The organism is Proteus sp. CA142267, assembly GCF_003336825.1.
Taxonomy (GTDB): Bacteria; Pseudomonadota; Gammaproteobacteria; order Enterobacterales; family Enterobacteriaceae; genus Proteus; species Proteus terrae.
Genome location: NZ_QPMG01000010.1, coordinates 18,849 through 31,454 on the forward strand (window position 1 = coordinate 18,849; position 12,606 = coordinate 31,454).

The 12,606-nt window shown below is 32.2% G+C and carries 15 protein-coding genes; 6 read left to right on the forward strand and 9 right to left on the reverse strand.

What is annotated here, in order from left to right:
• Positions 1–10 precede the first annotated feature (10 nt).
• Positions 11–1,114 (reverse strand): efflux RND transporter periplasmic adaptor subunit, encoded by a 1,104-nt coding sequence (locus C0T34_RS14945; protein WP_098941785.1) that lies wholly within the window; start codon positions 1,112–1,114, stop codon positions 11–13.
• 45 nt (positions 1,115–1,159) lie between these two features.
• Complete coding sequence (locus tag C0T34_RS14950) at positions 1,160–1,582, reverse strand: DoxX family protein (protein ID WP_075673528.1); 423 nt, start codon at positions 1,580–1,582, stop codon at positions 1,160–1,162.
• 117 nt (positions 1,583–1,699) lie between these two features.
• Here C0T34_RS14950 and soxR point away from each other — a divergent pair, with 117 nt between their 5' ends.
• Positions 1,700–2,149, forward strand: coding sequence for a redox-sensitive transcriptional activator SoxR (gene soxR, locus C0T34_RS14955; RefSeq protein WP_075673527.1), 450 nt, complete (start codon positions 1,700–1,702; stop codon positions 2,147–2,149).
• Between the two features lie 6 nt (positions 2,150–2,155).
• Here soxR and C0T34_RS14960 read toward each other — a convergent pair whose 3' ends face one another.
• From C0T34_RS14960 to C0T34_RS14990, 7 genes are read right to left on the reverse strand one after another with little or no spacing between them, the layout of a single operon-like run.
• The gene (locus C0T34_RS14960; protein WP_098944039.1) at positions 2,156–2,587 is read right to left on the reverse strand and encodes a hypothetical protein; all 432 of its coding nucleotides are present in this window, start codon (positions 2,585–2,587) and stop codon (positions 2,156–2,158) included.
• The gene (locus C0T34_RS14965; RefSeq protein ID WP_098941786.1) at positions 2,577–3,272 is read right to left on the reverse strand and encodes a type III secretion protein; all 696 of its coding nucleotides are present in this window, start codon (positions 3,270–3,272) and stop codon (positions 2,577–2,579) included. Before C0T34_RS14965 ends, C0T34_RS14960 begins: the two co-directional genes overlap by 11 nt.
• A complete protein-coding gene (locus C0T34_RS14970; protein ID WP_109850396.1) occupies positions 3,253–3,816 on the reverse strand; it encodes a type III secretion protein in 564 nt (187 codons plus the stop codon). The genes C0T34_RS14965 and C0T34_RS14970 overlap by 20 nt, the downstream gene beginning before the upstream one ends.
• Positions 3,797–4,558 (reverse strand): type III secretion inner membrane ring lipoprotein SctJ, encoded by a 762-nt coding sequence (gene sctJ / locus C0T34_RS14975; RefSeq protein WP_098941788.1) that lies wholly within the window; start codon positions 4,556–4,558, stop codon positions 3,797–3,799. The genes C0T34_RS14970 and sctJ overlap by 20 nt, the downstream gene beginning before the upstream one ends.
• Before the next feature lie 2 nt (positions 4,559–4,560).
• Positions 4,561–4,845, reverse strand: a complete 285-nt coding sequence (sctI, locus tag C0T34_RS14980; RefSeq protein WP_109850397.1) for a type III secretion system inner rod subunit SctI — start codon at positions 4,843–4,845, stop codon at positions 4,561–4,563.
• Between the two features lie 24 nt (positions 4,846–4,869).
• Entirely contained in the window at positions 4,870–5,124 is a 255-nt protein-coding gene (gene sctF, locus C0T34_RS14985) for a type III secretion system needle filament subunit SctF (protein WP_098941790.1), read from the reverse strand.
• 51 nt (positions 5,125–5,175) lie between these two features.
• Positions 5,176–6,252, reverse strand: a complete 1,077-nt coding sequence (locus tag C0T34_RS14990; RefSeq protein ID WP_109850398.1) for a hypothetical protein — start codon at positions 6,250–6,252, stop codon at positions 5,176–5,178.
• A 295-nt stretch (positions 6,253–6,547) separates the two neighbouring features.
• On the opposite strand from C0T34_RS14990, the gene C0T34_RS14995 reads away from it, so the two are divergent.
• The 5 genes from C0T34_RS14995 to C0T34_RS15015 are packed head-to-tail and all read left to right on the forward strand — an operon-like array spanning position 6,548 to position 12,606.
• Positions 6,548–7,303 (forward strand): helix-turn-helix domain-containing protein, encoded by a 756-nt coding sequence (locus C0T34_RS14995; protein WP_109850399.1) that lies wholly within the window; start codon positions 6,548–6,550, stop codon positions 7,301–7,303.
• Positions 7,287–8,999 carry a type III secretion system outer membrane ring subunit SctC gene (gene sctC / locus C0T34_RS15000; RefSeq protein ID WP_098941793.1) on the forward strand — a complete coding sequence of 571 codons (1,713 nt, stop codon included), beginning with the start codon at positions 7,287–7,289 and terminating at the stop codon, positions 8,997–8,999. The genes C0T34_RS14995 and sctC overlap by 17 nt, the downstream gene beginning before the upstream one ends.
• 4 nt (positions 9,000–9,003) lie before the next feature.
• Positions 9,004–10,080 carry a type III secretion system gatekeeper subunit SctW gene (gene sctW / locus C0T34_RS15005; protein ID WP_098941794.1) on the forward strand — a complete coding sequence of 359 codons (1,077 nt, stop codon included), beginning with the start codon at positions 9,004–9,006 and terminating at the stop codon, positions 10,078–10,080.
• A 16-nt stretch (positions 10,081–10,096) separates the two neighbouring features.
• Entirely contained in the window at positions 10,097–12,184 is a 2,088-nt protein-coding gene (locus tag C0T34_RS15010; protein WP_109850400.1) for an EscV/YscV/HrcV family type III secretion system export apparatus protein, read from the forward strand.
• An 8-nt stretch (positions 12,185–12,192) separates the two neighbouring features.
• Positions 12,193–12,606 (forward strand): type III secretion protein, encoded by a 414-nt coding sequence (locus C0T34_RS15015; RefSeq protein ID WP_098941796.1) that lies wholly within the window; start codon positions 12,193–12,195, stop codon positions 12,604–12,606.

The following is a 12,606-nucleotide window of genomic DNA, read 5'->3' on the forward strand; positions in this document are numbered from 1 at the left end:
TTAACTCCCGTTATGGTTTAGTTGTCGCTGATTGAGCTAACGTTAATGTATCTTGCTCAATAGGTTCAATTGAGATCCCATCACTTAACTTAATTTGCCCTGATGAAACAATTTGATCCCCAAGGGCTAAACCTTCTTTTATTTCGATCATGCCGTTGTAGCGCAATCCAACTTTCACAGAGACACGCTTAGCGATAAGGTTTTTTTGATTGTCAGATTGCGCTACAAACACGGTATCTCCATAGGCAGTATAAGTGACTGCCGTTTCCGGTACGGTTAATACCATAGGACTATCAGGAGAAGTAACTTGAACGCGAGCAAACATGCCCGCTTTTAATTTATTGTCAGCATTTGGTAAAACAGCCTGTATTTGCACTGTACGAGAAGAGCCAATAAGAGGATCAATCGCATTTATAGAGCCTGTAAATACCATTTCTGGATAAGCATCGACCTCGATATTGATAGGCTGTTTTGTGGAAATTTTGGGTGCTGTTTGTTCATCAAGTGAGAAATTGAGTTTTAAATGGCTCGCATCGACAAGTGAAGCAACACGTTCACCCGCATTTAGATATTGACCTTCATGAACCAGCTTTATCCCAACGATACCGTCAAAGGGGGCTTTAATTGCTTTTTGTGCAATTCGCGCTTTCACTTCTCGAATAGAGGCCACAATCATGTCGCGCTCTGATAAGGTGCTATCTAATTGCGCGGCAGCTGCGACATTTTTACTATAAAGTTGTCTTGTTCGAGAATAGAGTTTTTCTGCATTGGTTAATTGCGCTTGTAAGCGTAATAACTCGGCTTGTTCAGGCTCATCATTTAATTTAGCTAAAACTTGGCCAGCTTTAACGGTTTGCCCTGACTCAAAATTAATCACAGCAATTCGACCATTAGTTTCTGCTGCTAAATAGACTTGGCGTGCGGCTTCTAATTCCCCAACACCTTGCATATTGTTGGGTAATTTTGATGATTGTACAGTTGCCAATGCGACTTTTGTCGGTGGATAAGCAAATTGCTGTGTTTCATCATCTGATGATGTGGTTGCGTAAACCATTGCACCTGCACTGAGTAAAAAGAGTGAGGCACATACTGTAATAGTCAGTTTTTTATTCATTTTATTGTCGATCCCATAGTGAAAGTTTTTATATTTCTTATCGTTTTATGCGTTAGTTTTTATCCATAACGCTCTGAAATGACTTGCTATTGCCGTAGTGATTAATCCACCAATAACAGCGAGATGTTCTATTGCGAAATACATCGACAACATGGCCTTATCTCCCGTCATATTCCAAAAAGTATGAACAATCACGATAGTTAAAAATAAAAAGAGAGCTAAAGCGCCTGCACCTAGCCATAAATAGCGATCGAAAAGCACTAAAAGTGAGCCACAAAATAAAATGATCGCGGTGGCAATATTAAAAAACCAATCCGGATTTAATCCTGCTGCACGCATTTCAGCCAAACTATTTTGGTAATCAAACACCTTGGCAAAGCCAGAGGAGAGAAACAAAACAAGAATAAGTAATCTGGCGATAAGCCACATAGAGCGACTTTCGAGAATACGTGCAATTGAATTAGGCATTCATCTGATCTCAGCATTCTTAAAAAATAAAAGTCAGCATCCCACTGACTTGACTTAATTTGAGGAGAGGACTATAAAACCTCAAGTTAAGTTGAGGTCAAGAGGAAAAAATGAAAAATGAAAAAAGAAAAAATAGATTTCAATAGAGCACTTACCGTCGGAGAGGTAGCAAAACGAAGTGGTGTTGCAATTTCAACGTTACATTTTTATGAAGAAAAAGGGTTGATAGAAAGTTATCGAAGTGCAGGTAATCAGCGTCGTTACCCACCAGTTGTATTGCGTTACGTGGCGATTATAAAAGCTGCGCAAAGTACAGGTATTCCGTTAAAAGAAATTCAGGAAATACTAGGAAAATATCCACCAAATAGTAAATTGACCGCAGAACAATGGCACGAAATATCAACGGATTGGAAAGTGCGATTAGATGAACGTATTCGCCGTCTTAAGAGACTACGTAATGGGTTAGATCACTGTATTGGTTGTGGTTGTTTATCGTTAAGTGACTGCCCATTACGTAATCCTGATGATATTTTAGGTGAGAAGGGTGCGGGAGCTCAGATCCTATAGTTTCCGTTAAAACGAAAACGAAGCGCTATCAGGTTTAAAAAATTCCTCATAGTCTTCTTGGTTATCGTTCATGCCTAATAAATCGAGAGTAAATTGATGATAAAAACCTTGATAAGAAAGGATTGAAACTAATGCCTGATTAATAGCCTCTTTATTATCGCTATTTTCCAATTCACTTGCTTGGCGCGCATAGATTAATAGTGCAACTTGACGCTTCTCTTTTAAGGTTTGGTTATTTTCATTTTTGACATCAAATTGGTTTAATAATGCTAATACATCTTTAGCACTATTAATGTTGTCCCCTTTTAAAGATTGATAAAAAGAAGAATTTAATATGGGCATTAGAGGATCGGATACTTTATTGTCGAGCTGTTTTGGTTCGAGCAAAGAAGGTTGTGATCCATATAACGCTTGTGATTTTAAAGTATCAATCTTCATCTTCATTATTCTCACTAGAGATGTCACTTTGAGAGGAAATATTATTGAATACATCGAATGTATTAATGTATTTCAGTAGAATTTCTTTAATTTCTTGAGTAAAAACAGGTTGGTAAGATTCAGTATAAGGGCGATGAAATTGAGCCTTGAGATCATCAATTAATAGAGTGGGATCAAAAAAAGTAATTTGATCACCAGCATGAACAGCAATTGTTTTACTTTCATGAGAGATCAATTCAATATCAAGCTTATTGAGCTTATTCTCAATATAACGGCGTAATGTTATAGGGATATCGAGCGTAATTTTTTTTTCTGAAGGTATTGTTGAAATTAAACGGTGTGTAAGTTCAGTTTGAATTTCAGGTGAATCAAAAAGTTGAGCGACAACTGCTATTAATTGTTCTCTTTGCTGAAACTCATATTGTGTCAGTTTCTCTTGATATTGAACTACAAAATTTAAGATATCCCCTAATAATACCCTTAATCCTTTGCTATAGGCTTGGTTTGCTATCTTCTTATCATGCTCTTCTAGTTTACTATTAAAATCTCTAATTATTTTTTTTGCCGCGTGTTTGGCAGCTAATTCTGTTTTATAAATATTATCAAGCTGTCGAACATAACGAGTTCGTATTAATACACCTTCACAAGTGTATGTTAAAAGATCTTTAGGCAGAGAGCGCAGCATAATCTAATACCAAAAGGAAAAGTGAACGAGATAAAAAAAGTGATTGAGGTAGCTTAACTGATAAGGATTGTGGTGCAAAAAGTAGTGTAAAGCGTTGAGAAAGTGCAATTGAAATTGAATTAATAAAATCAAATAACAATTGATAGCCGATATTTATTGGTGCGATATTTTTCTGTAGGGGAGTTATCTTCTTATCTATATTTAAAACAGGGTAGAGTGATAAAAACGCTTTTAATTGTGGCTCTAGTTGATAGTAATCACCCGATAATAAAAGCGCTTCTCTAGAGTGCAAATAACCTAAAAATAGAGCACAACGAGGAAGTAATGCCCAATGGGTGAAAATTTTTTCTACAATGATATCGATATCACAATCAAGCTGATTAATAATTTGATATTGTTGAATTAATTGTCGATTAGCTAATTTCTGCCAGATTACACTATCTTCTTTTGAAGCCAATACGTTGTAATCTGTATGAAGATAACTAAGGGGGTCATACATCACATTAGATATCATTTCGAATTGCTCAGACGTCAGATTTGTCATTATTCTCTTCTTTCAGTGTTTTTTTGCGTCGAAATATTATCAATGAAACTGTAATGATAGCGACGATCACAGCCAATACTAAACTTAGAAATAACCAAGAATTAAAGAATGAATCAGAATTATTTTGATAACTCTGATTATTTATCATATTGAATTTATTTATGTTTCTTGGATATGACAAAACGGTAATATTATCCTCATTCATATCGTTAAAGGCATTATGAATAAAAGCACGAACATCATCAGTTAGCTGGTTATTATCAAGCATACCCTCTTCATAAAAAACCAATGCTGAAGCATGAGGTGTTGGAACAATACGTTCAGTAGGAGAGATGGGATAACTCACATGAACTCTAGCATCAATAATATGATCAATAGTGAGTAATGATTGTTCTAATCGTTGCTCAATCGCTGAAATTAAACGTGCTTTTTCGGCTTGTGGCGATGATACCAATGCATCTGATGGAAATAGCTGTGTCACTTCAATTCGAGATAGTGTGGGTAATTGATATTCTTCTAGAATTTGAATCGCAATTCCCATATCTTCTTTTTTAACAGAAACATCAAATAATCCTTTTCCTAACGCTTTACGCGTGCTGGTTATTTGGTGCTTCTGTAGAACAGCTTGAATTTCTGTTGCTTGCCTCTGATCCAAATTAGTGAGTAGCGATTGATCTTTACAGCCACTTAATAATGGAAATAGGCAACATAATAACGCCAATAACAAACATCGCATTTTCATTACTATTGAGCCTTGAGTAATGTTTCAACAATGTTTAGTGACTTTCTGGCTAAAGTACTCGCCAAATTCATTGTGATTGTATAGTCATTAAGTGTGGTTTGTAGCTTGGTATAACTTTGAACATCACTTAATTGACTTAATGTTGTTAGTTTTTCTTGGATCTGTTTTTCATACTGAAAGCCGCTTGTCACAGTGTTAATCATCATTGAAGATAAATTATTATCACTATCACTGTTATCATTTTGCAGTGTTGCTAAATGCACTGGAACAACAGGGGTAATCGCCATATATAATCTCCATTATATAAAAAATTAACGCATATTCCCGATAATGCTCATTGCTAAATCTTTCACAACTTTAATCGATGTTGATTGTGCATTACGCGTAATATTATATTCAGCGAGCTTGGCTTGATAATCAGCCAATGCCGCAGCATTTGATGTATCGGCTTTTAATGCATCTAGTGCAGTTTTTAATGCATCACTTTGGTTTTTAACAGGCTCTTGAAAATAGTCATCAACTTTCTCAATGGAGCTTACATCGTCGGCAACTGGATAGGCTGGCATAATATTATTCCTCTAATTTCAATTCTAAGTTATTGCTTATAAATACCACTATTAACCCTGAGGAAAATAACGGTGTTGATTATCAAGAAAGATATATCCACGATCTTCTTGTAAGGTTGCTTTATTTTTTAATATTGGATTACTTATATTTTCACGGTAGAAGATGAATTTTCTTCCAAAAATAGCCGTTTGTTTTTTGATATAAGTATCAAGTTTTGCTTTGTTTTTCGTATCTAATAAATCATCAAAAATAAAGGTTAAACCATTGTTTTTTTCTTCAATGGTATAACTTATTGTTTTTGTTAGTTCTAATTTATTTATATCATTAATGATGCTTGGAATTGAAATTTCGTTAATTGTTGGGTAACAATTTTCCGAAAAATAATTCTTTATAGCACCAATAATCTTTAGTTTTTCATTATCATTATGATAAATGAAGTTAACAATGGGTTTGGTTTTATCTCTCAAAATTAAATTTATTTTTTTATGGCTATTTTCAATCACTAAATTTTCTATTTTTCTTTTATCTATGTAAAAATTTTTACTTTCTAAATTAATGTCTTCTTTTGATATGATATATGAATCATCAAAAATGCAATAATACCCATTTTTCCCTTGAAAACCTTTAAAATTTAGACTTTTTGATACAGTAGGTGTAATTATTTTTTCTTTTGGTTTATTTATATAAAATATAAATACCATGATAAATGAAATTACTAGTATTAATGATATAAATATTTTTTTACGAGTCACTAACTTCATCTTATTTTTTTTAAAATGAGATGAGTTAAGAGGAAAATCGCTTCTATTACTGACTAAAAAGATAGGAATATCATTGGAATATACGGGTTTGTTTAGTGGTAATGTATATTCCTTATCCACTTCTTCTGATATAAAACTACTCTCAATTATATATTTATTACTTTCACTATTATTTTCATCAAGTATAATAGCGAGCTTTTTTTTACATTCCTTATTATCACAAGGAATGTAAAGTGCCGTTTTTTCATTTTTTTCTTTATTATCATTGGGTTCTTCATTTTGTAAGAAAAATGAATAATGATTAGGCGGCAAAGGAACAATAGCTCCTTTTAATGGGCCAGAAAGAATATAAATGTAATACAGCATAGATTTAGCCTAATGATAAAATGTTATTAATTCATAATATAAATATAGTTTAGTGAAATAGTCATTAAAATTCTTTTAAAAAAAAGCACATGTTTTTTATTTGATAGTGGGTGTTGATATATTACTAGTACTTTTTTTAAATAATAAACAGAAAAAATTTGCTATTCATCTTTATAGTTAATAATTAGTAATATTATTGTAGTGTTATATAAAATGAAAACATAAGAATAAGTTTGTTGATAGTTTTCTATCTTTAACTTTTTATTATTTAACAAGATAAAGTAAGGTGTTTTTTATGTTAATAAATGATATAAAAATAAGTGGTGATAAAAATATATTACTGGGAAATTCATTGTTCTTTTGTATTCCCTTGAAGAATGATTTTCCAGTAATAATATATGATGAAAAAAAGACTAAAATTATAAAAGGAAAGGCTTTTATTTATAATTCAAAAAATAAAGATGTTATTTTCCAATCTGAAAATCAGTCATGGAAAATTGAGAAACGATCATTTTTTATTTGTGCAAGATTATTAGCATTTATTGATTATGCTCGTGATTTTTCCAAAATGACGGCAATAGGATCTGAATTTGATATTAATCAGCAGATTTTTTATATAGAAGATACTAATAAATCCCTAGAATACGTACTAATAAATGAAGCAATAAAAGCAGAAAGCCAATTAGAACCTCTATTTGTCACGATAAGACATAGTGAAAGTTATTGGCTTATTTTACATCTCATCAGTTATTTAGATGAGAAGAAAAGTAATATTGCACAAATTGGAGAGCGATATGGGGTATCAGGCACACATTTTAGACGACTGTGTAAACGTTATTTAGGTAATTGTGGAAAAAGTCAATTACGTTCATGGCGTGCGGCATCTTCCATTTTAACCACGCTATCAACTGATGAATCATTAACACAAATTGCCGTCGATAATGGATTTAGTTCAGCGTCACATTTCTCAAATGAAATCAAAACGCTATTTGGTATTACACCAACAGAATTTCGTCGAATTGGTCAGCATCTTTATGAAAATAAAAAATAAGATTTATTGTGTCCTTGGGCTAGTACTTTATTGTAGTTTTTCTTTTCAAATCCAAGCTACGCAAGGAAAGGTTATCTATACACATCAGGTAAAAAAACCTGATGTGTTTATCGCTGTTGATACTCGGGTAGAACAATTCTTCCTTGTGCTATCAGATAAATTAAATAAACCTTTTATTCTGAGTAGTGCTGTAAAAAAGGAGAGAGTAACTGGAAATTTTGATATTTCCTCACCAGAGGAAGCATTTGAATTGATGGTGAAACGTTTGTCATTACTCTATTTTAATGATGGAAAATCAATCTATATTTATGAGAGTAGTGAGATTTTACAAGAACTCTTTCAGGTAAAAAATATAGGTTTAACCGAGCTAAAAGAGTATTTACAAGATGTAGGATTATATGATCCGCGTTACCCACTACGCGCAGGTCGAGATCAACGTACTTTTTATATTTCTGGCCCTCCTGTTTATATTAAATTAGTCAAAGCCGCGGCTGAGTTTTTAGATAATGATGTACAAGATCAAATTAACGAAAATACAAATAACCAAGTACCAGTGGGAAGTTCTCGTTATGGTGATGAATTTGTACAGATATTTCCATTAAAAAATACTTTTGTACAAGACAGAACTTATACCTTACGTGATGAAAAAGTGGTATTGCCTGGAATTACTTCTGTTTTACAGCAGTTATTTATGACATCTAAAGAAATAAGAAGAACAGCAGTGGAGCCTCGTCAAACGCTAGAAAATAGCGATAGTCAGAAATACGATGAAGCGATAGATGGTATTGACGAAACTAATGCTCCGATTATAACTAAAGTAGGGCAATATAATGTCGAATTAGTACCATTACCGGGTTCAAATAGCCTTTTAGTGAAAACAAGTCGAGAGGGATTGGTATTAATAGGCTCTCTTATTGCTCAATTAGATAAACCTAAAAGACAAGTCGAATTGTCATTATGGATAATCGATATTTCTAAAAGTAAAGCAGATAGTTTAGGTGTTAATTGGCAAGCAAGTTATGGCTCAGGTAAAGGCAGTTTCTTTTTTAATACAGCAAGTTTGAGCGCCGCATCTGGCTTTAGTTTTTTAGGTAAAATTAAAGCATTGAGTGAAGATGGCGAAGCTCAAATGGTCTCTCGTCCGATCTTATTAACACAAGAAAATACTCCCGCTATTTTTGATAACAATACGACTTTTTATACTCAAATAAAAGGTGAGCGTGTTGCTTCATTAGAATCAACAACATTTGGCACGATGATCAGTGTATTACCACGTATCGGTGATTCAAATAAAGATATTGAGATGATCATTAATCTTGAAGATGGCGCAGAAAAAAAAGATGACAACGGCAATGATGAAAGTGTTGAAAAACTACCTGTGATCAATCGTACCAATATTAGCACCGTTGCTCGTGTTTCTGAGGGTGGAAGCTTGTTAATTGGTGGATATACACGAGAAGACAACGTGAAAGCAGAAAGTAAAGTTCCTTTTTTAAGTGCAATTCCTTTAATAGGTGGAGCATTCAAATACGAGTCTGACAATAATAAAAAGATGATCCGAATTTTTATGCTACAACCCCGTTTATTAGAAAAAACACAAATTGAATCGTTAGGATCTGTCACTGAAAATCCCTTTGAACCGATGGATAAAAAAACATCTCAGGCATTAAAGCAACTTCAAGCTTTTATGAGGTAATGTCATGATTGGGCCAATTAATACCTTTACTTCAACACATTCTACGTCTGGCAGTATTGGTAAAAAAAGCCAACAAGAAACCGAATATAAACAACCTAAAGTCAGTGAAAATCAAAACTATCAAAATCAATTAATAGAGATATCCGATGATATGTCTATGGTTGCCACTCTTTTTTCGCAACGTTTTGGTCAAAGATTAGAGCAAAAAGCAAATAGAGGACAAAACACATTATATGTTGCAGAAGAGGATGCTGATAAAAAGCTAGATAAAGTCATGATGCTGTTTAGAAAATCAGGACGAAGTTTGCAAGAATTGCTTCAATATTTACGTAAAATGTTCCCCGATGAAAGTGATCTCGTGATGGTTTTACGAGAATTACTGAGGAAAAAAAAACTAGGTGCACAATTAAATGCCGGAATTGAGAATGAGATAAATAATCTACTTGAAGGTGAAAATGGAAAGCAAATTCGAGCGGGTATTAATATTGCTTTGCAAGCAAAAGCATTCGCTAAATTACTCTCTCTTGATGCTTCAACATTAAGAAATATTTATCGTAGCTATATCAATCTTGATCTTGAACCTATTTATTTTTTTCAAATGTGGATTGAAGAATATGACCTTAAACAATGTATTATCATTTTAAATTTTTTAACACAAAGCTTAATTTGTGATATGCAATCATTAATGCCAAGTTGTTCTCAAAGTTCAGAGTTTGGTTATTTTCTAGAGAGAGTTAATAAGTTACGCATTTTATATAGCTTTATAGAAATAAATATCAAAAAATTAGAAAAAAAAGATTTGAAAAATACAATAAATGAAAAAGATCTTTATCAGTTGATTTTTTATGGTGTGACATTTCCTGATGAAATGGAAAAGTATTTAATGTCTCTCTTAGAAAATAAATGGCGTAATTACTTAACTAATATAAAAATGAAGCTATTACAAGGGTTAAAAACAATGTTTAATGAATATCCAGAGTCATTGTATTTATCTTATGACTTTAGAGATGAGTGCCAAATAATCATACAAAAATTTATAGATAATTATCTTCGACTAGAACAATATCAACAAAGAAAATAATTCACGGGTAATTTCTATGATTTATAGATTTCTTTTGGCAATAAAAAATAGACCAGAGTTAATTGTATTATCGGTTATGGTTTTGGTTATCATGATGTTAATTATACCTTTGCCAACCTATATTGTGGATTTTCTTATTGGACTCAATATTACTATTTCCTTACTTATTTTTATGAGTTCATTTTATATTACTCGTATATTGAACTTTATGACTTTCCCTGCATTATTGCTTATTACGACACTTTTCCGGCTTGCTCTTTCTATTAGTACAAGTCGATTAATATTATTAGATGCCGATGCAGGTGAAATAATTACTTCATTTGGTGAATTTGTTATCGGTGAAAATTTAGTGGTCGGTTTTGTTGTTTTCTCTATTGTTACTATTGTGCAATTTTTAGTTATTACTAAAGGTTCAGAGCGGGTTGCAGAAGTAGCAGCTCGTTTTTCTTTGGATGGAATGCCAGGAAAACAAATGAGCATCGATGCTGATTTAAAATCTGGCATTATTAATAACGAAGAAGTGAAAATAAGAAGAAAAGAATTAGGACAAGAAAGTCAATTATATGGTTCATTTGATGGTGCAATGAAGTTTATTAAAGGTGATGCAATTGCCGGTATTGTGATTATCTTTGTTAATCTAATTGGGGGGATCTCTGTCGGCATGGCTCAAATGGATCTCTCTATTTCACAGGCACTACATACTTATACACTTTTAACTATTGGTGATGGACTTGTTGCGCAAATTCCAGCATTACTTATTTCTATTAGTGCGGGTTTCATTGTCACTCGTGTGGGAGGGGAAAATAATAATCTTGGTTTTAGCATTATGAACGAGTTGCTTGCTCAAGATTTTGCGCTATTAGTGACAGCGATCCTTGCTTTTACCATTGGTTTTCTACCTGGATTTCCAACACCTGTATTTCTTATTTTATCTGTAATATTAGGTGGGTATTTTTTTAAAAAACAATGGAAAAATAAGAAAAAAGAAACGATAACAGATAAGGATGAAGATAGTGATACTGATAGTAAAAAAGGGCTGATTTCGAATATATTTTCAAATAAAAATGAAGCAGAAGATGAAAATAGTTTATCAAAAGAAAATATTACATTATCTCAAGCGGAAACATTGCCTTTAATTGTTACTGTATCTTCTAAGAAAAAGACATATCTTTCAAAGCTTATTTTTGAAAAATGGTTAAAGAAAGAATTTATTTTACAATATGGAGTATTACTCCCCGATATTATTATTCATTATTCAGATAAAATTGATGATAATAGGATTATTATTTTAATAAACGAAGTCAAGGCTGATGAGTTTGATTGTCCTTTTCCCTTTATTCATATAGAAAATCCTAATGATGAGTTTTTAGCTTTAAATTTTAAAACGATAGAAACACAAGATAAAGATATTAAAAATTACTGGGTTGATAAAAGTGATAAAGAAAAAATAACATTATCAGGTTATCAATTGGAATTACCAGAGGCTTATTTTTATAGAAAATTCTCTAATTTAATTACATTTAATATCGTTGAGTTTCTTGGAATACAAGAAACAAAAAATATTCTTGATAAGATAGAAGAAAGTTCACCAGAACTTTTAAAAGAGTGTTATAGGCAAGTTTCAATTCAACGAATTAATGATGTTTTACAACGTTTAGTGCAAGAAAAAATTCCTATTAGAAATATAAAAACAATTATAGGAGGGTTAGTACAATGGGGAAGTAAAGAGAAAGATCCGATACTTTTAACGGAACATATTCGCACGTTACTTTCGCGTTATATTAGCCATTTTTTTTCAAATGATGGAAAAATTAATGTAATCATTTTATCTCATCATGTAGAAGAGATTATTCGTGATGGAATAAGGCAAAGTTCTTCAGGTACATTTTTAAATTTAGAACCTGCTGAACTTGACATGATAATAGAAAAAACATCTGCAGCTATTGATGAAATTAAATATGTACAAAATTATATATTTTTAACAGCAATAGATATAAGACGATTTGTTAAAAAGCTAATAGAAACACAATATCCACACTTATCTGTATTGTCTTATGATGAAATTACATCAGATATTGAAATCAACGTTCTACAATCTATTTAGGAGAAATTATGTCTTTTGATCTAGCAAGTTTGATTATGGATGCTATGAATGTAATTGGGAGAAGTGATTTGTTCTCAGAAGGAAAATCTGTGGATAACCATTCAACAATAACAATCAGTTTGGGAGATATGCCAGATATAAATTTATTAGTGGTTGATGAAGTTCCAATGATCTGGTCTGTACTTGGTGAATATAATGAAAATTTATTATCACAAACCAGTACTTCATTATTATTAAATAGTATTAATAATCAAACGGAAAGCTTTTATCCCGGCCAACCTGCTTTGGTGAAAGTAGAATCTGAATTAGAGCTAAGAGCTTCATTTATGCCTATTGCTTTACAAAATGGTGAATCAATGGCAAAAGCAATAGATGAATATTTTCAAATGATGAATACTATTCACCAACAATTTATCGATTAA

Coding starts and splice junctions, on each gene's coding strand:
- C0T34_RS14965 (WP_098941786.1), bottom strand. CDS start 3,272: ATGCTGCGCTCTCTGCCTAAAGATCTTTTAACATACACTTGTGAAGGT.
- C0T34_RS14960 (WP_098944039.1), bottom strand. CDS start 2,587: ATGAAGATTGATACTTTAAAATCACAAGCGTTATATGGATCACAACCT.
- sctJ (WP_098941788.1), bottom strand. CDS start 4,558: ATGAAAATGCGATGTTTGTTATTGGCGTTATTATGTTGCCTATTTCCA.
- sctF (WP_098941790.1), bottom strand. CDS start 5,124: ATGCCAGCCTATCCAGTTGCCGACGATGTAAGCTCCATTGAGAAAGTT.
- C0T34_RS14945 (WP_098941785.1), bottom strand. CDS start 1,114: ATGAATAAAAAACTGACTATTACAGTATGTGCCTCACTCTTTTTACTC.
- C0T34_RS15010 (WP_109850400.1), top strand. CDS start 10,097: ATGATTTATAGATTTCTTTTGGCAATAAAAAATAGACCAGAGTTAATT.
- C0T34_RS14950 (WP_075673528.1), bottom strand. CDS start 1,582: ATGCCTAATTCAATTGCACGTATTCTCGAAAGTCGCTCTATGTGGCTT.
- C0T34_RS14995 (WP_109850399.1), top strand. CDS start 6,548: ATGTTAATAAATGATATAAAAATAAGTGGTGATAAAAATATATTACTG.
- sctC (WP_098941793.1), top strand. CDS start 7,287: ATGAAAATAAAAAATAAGATTTATTGTGTCCTTGGGCTAGTACTTTAT.
- C0T34_RS14970 (WP_109850396.1), bottom strand. CDS start 3,816: ATGACAAATCTGACGTCTGAGCAATTCGAAATGATATCTAATGTGATG.
- sctW (WP_098941794.1), top strand. CDS start 9,004: ATGATTGGGCCAATTAATACCTTTACTTCAACACATTCTACGTCTGGC.
- soxR (WP_075673527.1), top strand. CDS start 1,700: ATGAAAAAAGAAAAAATAGATTTCAATAGAGCACTTACCGTCGGAGAG.
- C0T34_RS14990 (WP_109850398.1), bottom strand. CDS start 6,252: ATGCTGTATTACATTTATATTCTTTCTGGCCCATTAAAAGGAGCTATT.
- sctI (WP_109850397.1), bottom strand. CDS start 4,845: ATGGCGATTACCCCTGTTGTTCCAGTGCATTTAGCAACACTGCAAAAT.
- C0T34_RS15015 (WP_098941796.1), top strand. CDS start 12,193: ATGTCTTTTGATCTAGCAAGTTTGATTATGGATGCTATGAATGTAATT.